Origin of the sequence: Streptococcus sp. Marseille-P7376 (genome assembly GCF_902460385.1) — a bacterium.
GTDB classification, from domain to species: domain Bacteria; phylum Bacillota; class Bacilli; order Lactobacillales; family Streptococcaceae; genus Streptococcus; species Streptococcus sinensis.
Genome location: NZ_CABPTS010000001.1, coordinates 268849 through 281224 on the forward strand (window position 1 = coordinate 268849; position 12376 = coordinate 281224).

A 12376-nucleotide genomic window follows, 5' to 3' on the forward strand; every position below is an offset into this window, starting at 1 on the left:
TTTACTAGCCGCTTACTACATTTGGATGATGATAACTGTTTAAGGAGATAGAATGAATACTGCTGATTTTGATTTTCACTTGCCGGAAGAATTAATTGCTCAAACCCCTTTGGAGAAGCGAGACTCCTCTCGCTTGCTCATCGTAGATCGGAAAACTGGCCAGTTTAGTGACCAACATTTTGACAACATTATTGACCAACTTGAGCCAGGCGATGCCTTGGTTATGAATAACACCCGTGTCCTACCAGCTCGCCTTTATGGAACCAAGCCTGAAACCGGCGGTCATGTAGAGCTCCTGCTCCTTAAAAATACCCAAGGAGACTTCTGGGAAGTCCTAGCCAAGCCTGCCAAGCGTCTAAGAGTCGGAGCGCATGTTTCTTTCGGTGATGGCCGTTTGACTGCCACCGTTACAGAAGAGCTGGAGCACGGTGGACGGATTGTTCGCTTTGACTATCAGGGGATTTTCCTGGAAGTCCTAGAAAGTTTGGGTGAAATGCCCCTGCCGCCTTATATCCATGAGAAACTAGAAGACCGTGAGCGCTATCAAACGGTCTATGCCAAAGAAAACGGCTCCGCTGCCGCTCCAACCGCTGGCCTCCATTTCACAGAGGAATTGCTGGATAAAATTGCTGCAAAAGGCATTAAACTCGTCTACCTGACCCTGCATGTCGGACTTGGAACCTTTCGTCCCGTATCAGTTGATAACTTGGACGAGCATGAAATGCATTCCGAATTTTATACCCTATCTGAAGAAGCAGCCGAGACCCTGCGTCAAGTCAAGGCAAGCGGCCACCGTGTCGTTGCCGTAGGTACCACTTCTATCCGCACTTTAGAAACAATTGGTAGTAAATTCGATGGCCAAATCCAAGCTGACTCTGGCTGGACCAATATCTTTATCAAACCAGGCTATCAGTGGAAGATTGTCGATGCTTTTTCGACTAACTTTCACTTGCCAAAATCAACTCTCGTCATGCTGGTATCGGCTTTTGCTGGACGCCAACTGACACTGCAAGCCTATGAGCATGCTATCGCTGAGTACTACCGCTTCTTCAGCTTTGGCGACGCTATGTTTATCAAATAAATACAGGTGAATCTATGAATAAAATCGAAAGTAGACATCGTCTCATCCGCTCCCTCATTATGGAAAAAAGGGTCCATACCCAACAGGAACTCCAAGAACTACTAGAAGCAAATGGAGTGTTTGTCACCCAGTCTACCCTTTCTCGTGACATGAAAACTCTAAATCTAGTCAAGGTGACCGAAAACGACAGATCCTACTATGTCATTAACAGCATCGCCCCTTCTCGTTGGGAGAAAAGGCTGCGCTTCTATATGGAAGATGCCCTAGTTATGTTGCGCCCCGTTCAGCATCAAGTCGTCATGAAAACCTTGCCCGGACTAGCCCAATCTTTTGGTGCCATTTTAGATGCTCTGGAGTTACCCCAGATTGTTGCTACAGTCTGTGGAGACGATGTGTGCTTAATTATCTGTGAAGATAACCAATCCGCTATCGAATGCTTTGATAAACTCAAAGAATTTGCGCCCCCATTTTTCTTTAGTAAATGATATATTGTAAAACATAGTGCAACAAAAAGAGGCTGAGACAAAAAGATTTCAATTTTTAAAAATCTTAATTATTAAGCCCTTCAAATCTATAATTAAATGCAAAAAGCGAACAAAGCAGAATTCTGATTACCAGAAAACTAGTTTTGTTCGCTTTTTATATTTGAGGTCGGACTTTTGTCCCAGCCTCCTTTTGTTTCTATCAATATCTTTTAAGGATCATTTTAAAAACTTCAATAGCTTCACCTTAGAAAAAATAGCAACAACGAATATATCCCAGCAATTTTACTCTCCGGCCAAGCGGTAAATGGTCTCAGCATAGATATCCATTGCACGATAGAAATCATCCAAAGAAGCTCGTTCATTGGCTTGATGCTCCGTCTGCTCAGCCCCTGGGAATAGAGCGCCGAAGGCCACACAGTTTGGCATGGTCCGAGCAAAGGTAGCCCCACCAGAGGACAGAGCTGGACTGGCATCGCCAGTCTTTTCTTGATAGATGGCCATCAAGGTACTGACCAGTTCGCTGTCTTTAGGTACGTAAAGCGGAGCCAAATAGTCAAATTCTTCATAGTCAAGCTGGTAGCGCCCAGCAATCTCAGCTAGTTTTGCCACTAACTGATCTTTATCCGCCAAAACAGGAATCCGAATATCGATACGGATTTCAGATTTTTCTGAGTTCAGAGTCAGACCTGCAATATTAAAGGAGAGTCTGCCAGACGGTTCATCCGAAACGTCACCAAATAAACGGCTGCCAGTTGCATCTTCTCCCACCGCTTCTGCAATAAATGTCAGGGCAGGATGAGCTTGTAAGAGCTGCAAAACTGTCGCCAGCCTAACAATAGCATTGACACCTTCAGCTGCATCCTTGGCATGCTTAGGCAGTCCAAGGACAGTGACTTGATGATCTGTTTGCTCATAGTCAAAAGAAGCTACTTGCAAACCTGCCACGACCTGTTCCAAAAGCTCTCCTTGGTAGCTAGCCTTGCCAGGCACAACATTAAAGGCTGCTCCTGCTTCTAGGTCTAGCTTATCTGAGCCAGGACCATGCAGCTTGACTTGCAAGAGGCCTTTTTCAGCATAGGTCAAAGGGAAAGAAGAATCTGGTGCAAAACCCATGGCAGCTTGCTCCTCTAACTCATTGTATCGACCCATACAGCGCCAAAGTGTCTCCTCATCTGTACCAAAGATAAAACGAACCCGCTTTTTAAATTCAACTCCGCTATCTAGCAGAGCCTTGACTGCATAAAGAGCAGCCATTGATGGTCCCTTATCATCTTGGACACCACGTCCGAATACCCAGCCGTCTTTGACAGTTGCTTCAAATGGCAGTGTCCGCCAATCTGCTTCATCACCTGATGGAACAACATCCAAATGACAGAGAACGGCCAGAAGCTCTGCTCCCTGACCGGTTTCTGCATATCCGTAATAACCTTTAGGGTCAAGATAGGTAGTGAAACCTATGTCTCGACAAATCTCTAAAGTTTTTTCTAGGACATCTTGGATTGCTTGTCCAAAAGGTGTTCCATTTTCTCCTTCATTGAGTACTGAAGGATAGGAAATCAAGGTTTTTAATGATATAAGAAATTCATCTTTAACTTGATTTGTTATATCTATTTTCATGGAATCACCTCACTCACTATTTTATAGGAATGGAAGGAAGGTTCCAAGGAGAAGAAGGGCGATGGTCACTACAATAATAGCGACTACGAGTTTGCCCATGAATTTCCACCAAGTACCAATGTTGATACGTCCAAGTGCAAGAGCTCCCATCACAATACCGGATGTTGGTGCAATCAAGTTTAGGACACCTGAAGCAGATTGGTAAGCAGTGATAATCAAGCTAGGACGTACATTTACAAATTCACCAAGTGGTGCCATGATACCCATAGTTGCGCTGGCAAGACCAGATGAGGATGGGATTAAGAATGACATAGGCAGATAGAAGATATAAGTCAAAACGATAAAGACTTGTGAAGATAGACCACTCAGACCTTCTTTACCCCAGTTGAGGATAGTGTCAGTAATCATACCATCGTTCATGATAACTTGGATACCGCGGGCAATCGCTACGATCAAGGCAACACTGAGCAAGTCAGCAGCACCATTCATGAAGGCAGAAATAATTTTGTCTTCTTTAAGACCATAAACAATACCGATAAGGATACCCATGAAAGCAAAGAGCATTGCTCCTTCTGGGAAGTACCAAGTACCCAAAGCAGCTGTAGATGAACCAACGATTTGGCCAAGAACTGGCAGACCAGTCAGCCAAGCATTAAAGTCATCAAAGATAGTGATACCAAGATCTGTCCATGGAATGAAACTCAATACCATCAGAACAAATGTTAAAACAAATAAGAAGAGAACTGATTTTTGTTTGCTGCTAAGTGTTGATGCTACTGATGAAGAATCTTCTACATTAAAGTGTTTCAAATCTTCTTCGCGAGTGCTGTAAACCAGCGACTTAGTCGGATCTTTTTGAATCTTGTCCGCGTAGCTATAAACAAACCAAGTGCTCAGAGCAGTCAAGACAACCCAGAAGATCAAGCGAAGAGCGATACCATCTCCCGTACCAACTCCAGCAGTTGCTGAAGCAATACCTGTTGCAAATGGGTTCAAAGTAGAAGCCAAACATCCAATTTGGGAACCGAGCAAGATAATCGCTACACCAGTCAGGCTATCAAAACCAACAGCCATCATAACTGGAACCAAAAGCGGATAGAAGGCCATGGTTTCTTCACCCATACCATAAGTTGTACCACCTAGGGCAAATAAAGGCATGAGAACCAAAATCAACATTTTTTCGCGGCCCTTGTACTTCTTCACGATAGAGGCAATCCCTACGTCAAGAGCACCCGTTTCATTAACAACGCCAAGGAAACCACCAACCATCAGGATGAAGAAGGCTACATCAATCGCTGCGCTGGTTTCTTTAATCAGCGAGCCTTCCTCTGGATGAGTACCTAGCATAGCCCGAATCGGTGCCATGAGGACATCCCAAATCCCTTGTGGATTTTGAGGCTGAGCTTTGTAAACACCATCTACAAAAGCACCCGCAGGAATAATCCATGTCATCACTGCCATAATAGCAATGATTATCAACAAGACGGTATAAGATGAAGGCATCTTAAAACCTTTTTTTGTTTTTTCACTCATTGTTTTTTCCTCCTAATATTATAACAAAGTGTAAAAAACTGACTACTTTCTTGAATTTTCATTCAAGAAAACGCTTTCTATTTAAATTTATTTTACCATATTAACATTTAAAAAGCTAGTATTTTTGTGAAAAGCTATTAAATATTTTCAGGAAAAGCTTTCTTAAATTTGAATAAAAGGAAGACAATGTAACCGCCAAATATGCTTTTCCTAAAAACTTTATTAAAAGAAAACAGAAAATAAATATAAATGATTTTCTAAAGTATGTATAAATTAATTATGACTAACCTTTTTCAATAATTGTTCCGCTTTCAGATTCAATCAAAGCACCAAGATTTTCAAGGGAAGTGATAACTGCTTTTCCTTCTGGACGGTCATTGACAAAGGCAATCGCTGCTTCTACTTTTGGAAGCATGCTGCCTGGTGCAAATTGTTCTTGCTTGATATACTCTTCCAGTTGAGCAACTGTTACATGTTCCAATTTTTCTTGATTTGGTTTATTGTAATTGACAAAGACATAATCCACACCAGTCAAGACGATGAAGAGGTCTGCTTCGACCAATTCAGCCAAGCGCTGAGAAGCGAAATCCTTATCAATAACAGCTTCAACACCAGCCAGATGACCATTATCTTCTTTGATAACTGGAATACCGCCGCCACCAGCTGCTACCACAACTTGACCAGCGTTCAAGAGAGTACGGATAGTTTCAATTTCTTTGATGTCAACAGGTTTTGGTGAAGCAACAACTTTGCGCCAGCCACGGCCAGCATCCTCTTTGAAAGTCGCTCCGCTCTTCTCAGCTTCTGCTTTTGCTTCTTCCTCAGAATAGAAAGGACCGATTGGCTTGCTCAAGTTGACAAAAGCTGGGTCATTCTTATCTACAACAACTTGTGTTACAACTGAAGCAACATCTTTTTTAATGCCTTCATCCAAGAGAGCATTTTGCAACGCATTTTGCAACCAGAAACCAATGCTTCCTTCTGTCATTGCAACAAGAGAGTCTAGTGGGAAGGCAGGGTTCTTTTCAGAGTCAGCTGCCAAGTGTTGCAGCAGCAAGTTTCCTACTTGCGGACCATTTCCATGGGTGATGATCAAATCATCCCCATTTTTGATTAGTTTTACAAGATGCTTGGCTGTTTCAACCAAAGCTTCTTGTTGAGCCTTTGCTGATGGATCAGATGAAAGGATGGCATTTCCTCCCAAGGCTACAACGATTTTACGATTTGCCATTTAATTCTCCTTTATTGCGCTCGAACGAATGCGCTTCTATTTTTTATATTTTTCAAATTCTCAACAAGGAAATAAACATTCCTTATCATATAAAAGAGGGCAGGACTAAAGCTATTAGTCGCAGCCCTCATAGCTGTTGGTAGACGGTTTCTTATGTAAAATTATACTTTTGGAATGTAGAGGTTTCCAAGAGTTGCAGCCATAACCGCTTTGATAGTGTGCATACGGTTTTCTGCTTGGTCGAAGTGACGAGCGTACTTGCTACGGAAGACTTCGTCTGTTACTTCCATTTCTTCTACGCCAAATTTTTCAGCAACATCTTTACCGTAAACAGTATTTGTATCGTGGAATGCTGGCAAGCAGTGCAAGAAGATTAAGTCTTCATTTTCAGCTTTTTTCACCAATTCCATGTTAACTTGGTAAGGTTTCAAAAGTGCAACGCGTTCTGCGAATTTGTCTTCTTCACCCATAGATACCCAAACGTCTGTGTAAAGAACATCTGCACCTTTAACAGCTTCGTCTGCATCTTCAGTGATGAGGATGTGTGCGCCACTTTCTTTAGCAAATCCTTCTGCCAATTCAACGATTTCTTTTTCTGGGAAGAGTTCTTGTGGTGAGAAGATGTGAACATTAACACCAAGGATAGCTCCTGTTACCAGCAAGCTGTTGGCAACGTTGTTACGCCCGTCACCACAGTATACCAATGTCAAGCCTTCCAGACGGCCAAAGTTTTCTTGAACAGTCAAGTAGTCAGCAAGCATTTGAGTTGGGTGCCATTCGTCAGTCAAACCATTCCATACTGGAACACCTGAGAATTCTGCCAATTCTTCTACCATGCGTTGGCTGAAGCCACGGAATTCAATCCCGTCAAACATACGTCCTAATACTTTAGCAGTATCTTCAGTAGATTCTTTTTTACCTAACTGAATATCGTTTGCTCCAAGGTATTCTGGATGCGCGCCAAGGTCGATAGCTGCTGTCGTAAAGGCTGCACGAGTACGAGTAGAAGTTTTTTCAAACAAGAGAGCAATATTTTTACCAGCAAGGTAACGGTGCTCAATGTTGCGTTTTTTCAAATCTTTCAAGTGAGCTGAAAGACCAATCAGGTATTCTAACTCTGCACGAGTAAAGTCTTTTTCTGCCAAGAAGCTGCGTCCTTGGAATACTGAATTTGTCATTCTATTATTTCCTCTTTCTAGTTATTAGATTTTCTATTGACGACTGCCTAGCACGGATTAAACTTCTTCGCGTTCAAATGGCATAGACATACAACGAGGTCCACCACGGCCCCGAACCAATTCACTTCCGCGAATCTTAATCAAGCGAAGCCCGTATTCTTCCAAAATCTTGTTGGTTACGGTATTGCGGTCATAAACCACTACCACACCAGGAGCGATAGTCAAGGTGTTAGATCCGTCATTCCATTGTTCACGCGCAGCTGCTACGATATTGCCACCACCGCAACGAATCAAATGAACTTTTTCTACGCCAAGGTTTTGAGCAAGAAGTTCAGCCAAGTCACCTTTTTCTTCAACGATCTTGAGTTTTTCATTTTCATAAGTAACTGAGTAAACGCGAAGGTCGCCTTCGATTTCTGGGTGAATCGTGAACTTGTCATAGTCTACCATAGTGAAGACAGTATCCAAGTGCATGAATTTACGGTTGTTAGCAAATTCGAAAGCCAAAACTTTCTTGAAGCCAACATTCTTCTTGAAGATGTTCACCAAAAGTTTTTCGATAGAAGCTGCGTCTGTACGTTGAGAAATACCAACTGCCAGTACATCTTTAGAAAGAACTAACTCATCTCCACCTTCGATACGAGTATCTTCTTCACGGTTGTAAACCAACTCAACCTTACCACCGTATTCTGGATGGTGCTTGAAGATGTATTTACCGTAGAGAGTTTCACGGTTACGAGTATCTGCAAACATGTGGTTAAGAGATACTGCATTACCCATTGTTGCAAATGGGTCACGAGTGAAGTACAAGTTTGGCATTGGATCAATCGCAAATGGATAATCTGATTCCACCAAGTCAGTCAGACCTTTAGCTTCTTCAGGAATTTCTGGCAATTCAACTTTTTGAACCCCTGCCATTGTTTTTTCAACCAATTCTTGGTTGTCCTTGATACCATGCAGCAATTCACGAATAGCTTTCTTCGTTTCGCGTCCACGAATATTTGCTTCTTCCAGATATTCTTCGATGAACTGTTCACGAATTTCTGGAGAAGTCAGTGACTCAGCAGCCAACTTTTCAAGATAAAGAACTTCCACTCCTTCATCACGAAGTGCTTGAGCAAAAGCGTCGTGTTCTTTTTGAGCATCTTCCAAGAAAGGAATATCATCAAAAAGAAGACGTTCTAGATAGTCCGGCAGCAAGTTTTCCAACTCTTTGCCTGGACGGTGCAACATAACTTTTTTCAGTTTCCCAATTTCTGAGAAAACATGAATTGGATGTGTAGACATCAACTGTCCTCCTTCTTCATTGAGGTTTGGTTTCCCAATCCCTTTTATGTCTCTTATTCTACCACTGTTTGAAAAGGCTTACATCAAAAATCTTACATTGTAAATGCCAAATCCTTTGTGTTTTTTATAAAACATTTTCATATTTATCTTTTTTTAAGCGTTTTCTTTGCATATTATAGCTATTATATTATTTTTAAGAATATATATTTTTTTACAAAAAAATAATGTGCGCTTAATATGAGGATATCATCAGAAAAATGGCTAAAATGTAGCAAAATGTTTGAAAAAAGCTAATCAAATGACTGATTAGCTTCCTTCAAAATATTTCATAAAATATTCTTTCTTTTTAAAAGTGAGTTTCTTATGCTCATAATCAATCTGGCCTTCTTCCCTCAATTTTTTTAGAACCTGATTGACTGTTTCGCGTGTTGTAGCTCCCAGCTTGGCTAATTCTTTCATACTGATAGGAAATGGTAGGCTGTCTCCCTCCTTGCAAAAATCCATGCATAAAATGGAGAGAGATTGGATAACACGATCCGTGGCACTGGCTGATACAACATTTCTCAAGCGGAGCTCCTGAAATTCTAAAATCTGCGATAACCGCTTGGTGATAAATAGCAGCTGTTCTACACTCCTCTTTGAACAATTCTCAAACAAGTCCATGGGAATGCTGAAATACTCCACATTAGTGACCGCACTGGCAGTATAATGATACCGCTCATCAAAAAACATGCCCCCATAAGGAAAAATACTGTCCTTTTTAATATAGTCCATGTAGGAAAATGTATCCGTTGAATCATATTGCTCGATACGAACATAGCCCTGATGCAAAAGGAAAAGCCGCTCCCGACGATCCCCTGAAAAAAAGATAATCTGCCCTTTGGGAATCTTACGAAATTGAATCTCAACAGCTATTTTGTCAAAAAGCTCCACAGGTAGATTAGCAAAAGCTGGATGTTGTTTAATAATTTGATAATGTTCCTTATTGATCATAATAAACCTTTTTGTTTGATACTATTACGATTATAGCATAAATCCACTTACAAAAGAAACGAATTACTTTATCCACGTTACTTCTTGCAAAAAGACTGGAATCCATTTCCAGCCTTTTAAGTGTTCTATTTGCTAAAGTATTGATTGAAGCACGCTGTATCCTGTCATTTATTACTAAGCTTTCCTAACTCTAGCTTCAGAAAAATAAACCGGCAGAAATTTCTTGGTCAGATATACCAGAGCAAGAAATTCTACAAAAATCATAACTTCGACCAAGATAGGCTGAGCAAGCCAGCCAACCTGGACAAGAGCAGGCGCTAGATTAATAAGGGCATGGAAGACCAGAGCTGCAAAAAAATACTTTGCTGTTCTCTCTTTTACAGCTGCCCAAACCCAGAAGGTCAGGAAAACTTGAATCGCAAGTGCTAAGATTCGTTCAAAAGCCAGTAAATAAATACTTCCTATTTGCAGCTGCTGCACGTAGGAAATCGTCACTTGTGGTAACTGTGCCAGCAACTTACTATCACCTTGACTGACTAGTTGGACAAGGAAAAAAAGATTCAAAAGTCCTGCAATTCCGATAAAGAAGGCCTCTATCCCACCATGACCCAGACCATAAGCTAAGCTATCGTTAACAGTCAAGGGACGCTTCTTTTGCAGATAATAAAAAATCAGATAACGCGCCGTCTCCTCAAAAATCGCCGCAGCTGTAATGCCATAAAGAACATAGAGTAAAGGAGAGTCCTTCATCAGAGCAATCGTCCCATCGGCCTGAGGCTGCAAAACCAAACGATGCAATAGATTTTCAAAAATCTGGCTGGACAGATAAAATCCAACCCCTCCCAAGAGAAAAACAAGCAAAGAAATCTGCTTAGTCTTTTTAAAATAAAGCACTGGAATTACCACAGCAACTAAAATCAGTAACATGGCAAGCAAAATATGTATTTGAAGCATTAAGCTGTCTCCTCGACTATTTTAAAAATTTTTAATGGAATGAGATAATTTATCTCCCCAGACACCGATCCTCTTTGCAGAGCTTCTAAGATGTAGGCAAACAGCACTTATTCTAGGATTAGAAGTTACATTCAGGAATAACGTTTTCGCCTAAAGAGGAAGAAAAGTATTCTGATTCAAAGTTTGTGATGTAATAACCTAGCGTTACAATAGCGGACTGGGTTAGTTCATATTTACACGATGCCACTCATTGATGATATAAGCAATCTGACCAACCTGATCAATTCCGACACCGCTAATCTCGTCACTAGCCTCCGTACTGCCACCCAAATAGGCCGTATAGAGGGCCACAATATAAGGTTTCTCCTCCATGACAATCGCGTTGACATTGAGTGCCTCACGGACATAGCCAGGCTTTTGATAAATGGTAATGCCGCGAACATAGCGCTTGTAATATTCATTTGGGAAAGAAACCCCGATGAAATCGAGAAGATCCTTATATTTTTCTTGATTATTCCATAGATACTCTAGGACTTGAATATAATAATCCGTTGTTGTTTTATTTTCTTTACTGATGGTCTTGATTTCCGCTTTTGATTGGCCGTATTTTTTAAACAGATCATAAGCCTTATCCATCCCACCCAACCGCTCTGCCAAAGCATAAGCTGGTGTATTTTCAGAGTAAATCAGCGAATACTCCTGCATATCTGGAATAGACATAGCACCATTGAAGGCTGCTACATAATTATCATGCTCTCCTTTGTATTCGTAACTAGTGTTCGTAATATCAAAACGCTCTTCCAATGATAATTTGCCTGCAACCACCTCATCAACGACCAACATATTGAGAGGCAGTTTATAAGTGGAGCCGGCTGTCATGGGCTGGGTATCGTTCATAGCATAGGTTTGCCCGCTTGTCAGATCCTTGTATGAAAAAGCAATCTGAGAATGGTCAATCCCTACTTCATCCATGTAGGCTTGGATGACTTGTGTCAAGGTCATATTCGCATAATCGTAAGATAAGCCCAAGGCTTCCATGGTCGGGAGGTCTTCTTCCATCACTCGCTGCTTCTCTTCCGGTGTCTTAGCAGCAACAGGAGCTGGCTCTGTGTTTGTTTTTGTCTCTTCTCCAGAGGACGAAGAGGTGATTGCTAGACTAGATTCCGGCACGCTCTTTTTAACTTGTTGATTTTGTTGGAAAAATAGAGTCAATCCACAAATAAGCAAGAAGGATGCCAAAAACATCCCAGCAAATTTCATTATATCGTTTTTATTCAAAATATTTCTCCTGATTTTTTAGTATTATAAAAAAATATCCCAAAAATAACAAGTATAAAGGGCAATTTTGAAGAGAAAAACCCGAATCATCTTGATTCGGGTTGTCTTTCTATTATTTTGCTGCTGCGTAGAGCTCGTTGACCTTGTTCCAGTTAATCACTGAGAAGAAAGCTTTGATGTAGTCAGGACGAACATTGCGGTATTTCACGTAGTAAGCATGTTCCCAGACATCCAAGCCGAGGATTGGTGTTTTACCATCAGAAATTGGTGTGTCTTGGTTGGGTGTTGAGACAACTTCCAGACCACCTTCTTGGTTGACTACCAACCAAGCCCAGCCAGAACCGAAACGAGTCGTTGCTGCTGTTGTGAAGGCTGTTTTGAAATCTTCAAATGAACCAAAAGTCGCATCAATAGCTGCTGCTAACTCCGCAGATGGCTCTGTCTTTTCCGCTGTCATCAATTCCCAGAAAAGTGCGTGATTCAGATGGCCACCGCCGTTGTTAATCACTGCCTGACGAATATCAGCCGGAATAGACTCAACATCTGCCAAAAGTTTTTCTAAATCTTCACCGATTTCAGGGTGTTTTTCAAGCGCTGCATTTACATTATTCACGTAAGTTTGATGGTGCTTGTCATGGTGCAGGTGCATTGTTTCCTCATCGATGTAAGGTTCTAAAGCGTCGTATGCATAAGGTAGATCTGGTAAAATAATTGCCATTTACTTGTCCTCATTTTCTTT

11 protein-coding genes are annotated in these 12376 nt (G+C 41.4%); 2 read left to right on the top strand and 9 right to left on the bottom strand.

Annotation, left to right across the window (positions count from 1 at the left end; translation table 11 throughout):
• Nucleotides 1–52: 52 nt before the first annotated feature.
• Together queA and FZ952_RS01205 are read left to right on the top strand one after the other, a co-directional pair.
• Nucleotides 53–1081, top strand: coding sequence for a tRNA preQ1(34) S-adenosylmethionine ribosyltransferase-isomerase QueA (gene queA / locus FZ952_RS01200; protein WP_148880304.1), 1029 nt, complete (start codon nucleotides 53–55; stop codon nucleotides 1079–1081).
• Between the two features lie 14 nt (nucleotides 1082–1095).
• The gene (locus tag FZ952_RS01205; protein WP_062198752.1) at nucleotides 1096–1566 is read left to right on the top strand and encodes an arginine repressor; all 471 of its coding nucleotides are present in this window, start codon (nucleotides 1096–1098) and stop codon (nucleotides 1564–1566) included.
• Nucleotides 1567–1848: 282 nt separating this feature from the next.
• Here FZ952_RS01205 and FZ952_RS01215 read toward each other — a convergent pair whose 3' ends face one another.
• The 9 genes from FZ952_RS01215 to FZ952_RS01255 all read right to left on the bottom strand — a co-directional run bounded on the left by FZ952_RS01215 (nucleotide 1849) and on the right by FZ952_RS01255 (nucleotide 12355).
• Nucleotides 1849–3183: a dipeptidase gene (locus FZ952_RS01215; RefSeq protein ID WP_148880306.1), complete on the bottom strand. Its 1335-nt coding sequence runs from the start codon at nucleotides 3181–3183 to the stop codon at nucleotides 1849–1851.
• 21 nt (nucleotides 3184–3204) lie between these two features.
• Nucleotides 3205–4716 carry a YfcC family protein gene (locus tag FZ952_RS01220; protein ID WP_148880307.1) on the bottom strand — a complete coding sequence of 504 codons (1512 nt, stop codon included), beginning with the start codon at nucleotides 4714–4716 and terminating at the stop codon, nucleotides 3205–3207.
• A gap of 283 nt (nucleotides 4717–4999) precedes the next feature.
• On the bottom strand, nucleotides 5000–5947 hold the full coding sequence (gene arcC, locus FZ952_RS01225; protein ID WP_148880308.1) for a carbamate kinase: 948 nt from the start codon (nucleotides 5945–5947) through the stop codon (nucleotides 5000–5002).
• Nucleotides 5948–6108: 161 nt separating this feature from the next.
• Entirely contained in the window at nucleotides 6109–7125 is a 1017-nt protein-coding gene (gene argF / locus FZ952_RS01230) for an ornithine carbamoyltransferase (RefSeq protein ID WP_037614483.1), read from the bottom strand.
• Nucleotides 7126–7182: 57 nt separating this feature from the next.
• Nucleotides 7183–8412: an arginine deiminase gene (gene arcA, locus FZ952_RS01235; protein ID WP_148880309.1), complete on the bottom strand. Its 1230-nt coding sequence runs from the start codon at nucleotides 8410–8412 to the stop codon at nucleotides 7183–7185.
• A gap of 306 nt (nucleotides 8413–8718) precedes the next feature.
• A complete protein-coding gene (locus FZ952_RS01240) occupies nucleotides 8719–9405 on the bottom strand; it encodes a Crp/Fnr family transcriptional regulator (RefSeq protein ID WP_148880310.1) in 687 nt (228 codons plus the stop codon).
• A 174-nt stretch (nucleotides 9406–9579) separates the two neighbouring features.
• The gene (locus tag FZ952_RS01245; protein ID WP_148880311.1) at nucleotides 9580–10359 is read right to left on the bottom strand and encodes a YhfC family intramembrane metalloprotease; all 780 of its coding nucleotides are present in this window, start codon (nucleotides 10357–10359) and stop codon (nucleotides 9580–9582) included.
• A 222-nt stretch (nucleotides 10360–10581) separates the two neighbouring features.
• A complete protein-coding gene (locus FZ952_RS01250) occupies nucleotides 10582–11637 on the bottom strand; it encodes a serine hydrolase (RefSeq protein ID WP_148880312.1) in 1056 nt (351 codons plus the stop codon).
• Nucleotides 11638–11749: 112 nt separating this feature from the next.
• Nucleotides 11750–12355, bottom strand: a complete 606-nt coding sequence (locus tag FZ952_RS01255) for a superoxide dismutase (protein ID WP_062198773.1) — start codon at nucleotides 12353–12355, stop codon at nucleotides 11750–11752.
• Nucleotides 12356–12376: the final 21 nt, after the last annotated feature.

What these genes read in the sequence shown, in the direction of transcription:
- queA (WP_148880304.1), top strand. Translation starts at nt 53, where the DNA reads ATGAATACTGCTGATTTTGATTTTCACTTGCCGGAAGAATTAATTGCT.
- FZ952_RS01205 (WP_062198752.1), top strand. Translation starts at nt 1,096, where the DNA reads ATGAATAAAATCGAAAGTAGACATCGTCTCATCCGCTCCCTCATTATG.
- FZ952_RS01215 (WP_148880306.1), bottom strand. Translation starts at nt 3,183, where the DNA reads ATGAAAATAGATATAACAAATCAAGTTAAAGATGAATTTCTTATATCA.
- FZ952_RS01220 (WP_148880307.1), bottom strand. Translation starts at nt 4,716, where the DNA reads ATGAGTGAAAAAACAAAAAAAGGTTTTAAGATGCCTTCATCTTATACC.
- arcC (WP_148880308.1), bottom strand. Translation starts at nt 5,947, where the DNA reads ATGGCAAATCGTAAAATCGTTGTAGCCTTGGGAGGAAATGCCATCCTT.
- argF (WP_037614483.1), bottom strand. Translation starts at nt 7,125, where the DNA reads ATGACAAATTCAGTATTCCAAGGACGCAGCTTCTTGGCAGAAAAAGAC.
- arcA (WP_148880309.1), bottom strand. Translation starts at nt 8,412, where the DNA reads ATGTCTACACATCCAATTCATGTTTTCTCAGAAATTGGGAAACTGAAA.
- FZ952_RS01240 (WP_148880310.1), bottom strand. Translation starts at nt 9,405, where the DNA reads ATGATCAATAAGGAACATTATCAAATTATTAAACAACATCCAGCTTTT.
- FZ952_RS01245 (WP_148880311.1), bottom strand. Translation starts at nt 10,359, where the DNA reads ATGCTTCAAATACATATTTTGCTTGCCATGTTACTGATTTTAGTTGCT.
- FZ952_RS01255 (WP_062198773.1), bottom strand. Translation starts at nt 12,355, where the DNA reads ATGGCAATTATTTTACCAGATCTACCTTATGCATACGACGCTTTAGAA.